This is a genomic window from Massilia suwonensis (genome assembly GCF_042655665.1).
Lineage (GTDB): Bacteria > Pseudomonadota > Gammaproteobacteria > Burkholderiales > Burkholderiaceae_D > Telluria > Telluria suwonensis.
This window is the reverse complement of the sequence record NZ_JBHSMR010000021.1, coordinates 1-645: the sequence shown is the minus strand read 5'-3', so window position 1 is coordinate 645 and position 645 is coordinate 1. Positions and strand designations below refer to the sequence as shown.

Genomic DNA, 645 nt, shown 5'->3' with positions numbered 1-645 from the left:
GGGGACAGTGCATGGTAGGCAGTTTGACTGGGGCGGTCTCCTCCTAAAGTGTAACGGAGGAGTTCGAAGGTACGCTAGGTACGGTCGGACATCGTGCTAATAGTGCAATGGCATAAGCGTGCTTAACTGCGAGACCGACAAGTCGAGCAGGTACGAAAGTAGGACATAGTGATCCGGTGGTTCTGTATGGAAGGGCCATCGCTCAACGGATAAAAGGTACTCTGGGGATAACAGGCTGATTCCTCCCAAGAGTTCATATCGACGGGGGAGTTTGGCACCTCGATGTCGGCTCATCACATCCTGGGGCTGTAGCCGGTCCCAAGGGTATGGCTGTTCGCCATTTAAAGTGGTACGTGAGCTGGGTTTAAAACGTCGTGAGACAGTTTGGTCCCTATCTGCCGTGGGCGTTGGAAATTTGAAGGGGGCTGCTCCTAGTACGAGAGGACCGGAGTGGACGAACCTCTGGTGTACCGGTTGTCACGCCAGTGGCATTGCCGGGTAGCTAAGTTCGGAAGAGATAACCGCTGAAAGCATCTAAGCGGGAAACTTGCCTTGAGATGAGATTTCCCGGAGCCTTGAGCTCCTTGAAGGGTCGTTCGAGACCAGGACGTTGATAGGCTGGGTGTGGAAGTGCAGTAATGCATT

At 53.6% G+C, this 645-nt stretch carries 1 rRNA gene; it reads left to right on the top strand.

Annotation, left to right across the window (positions count from 1 at the left end):
* Positions 1 to 645: ribosomal RNA gene (locus tag ACFPQ5_RS24785) — 23S ribosomal RNA — on the top strand; the annotation flags it as partial.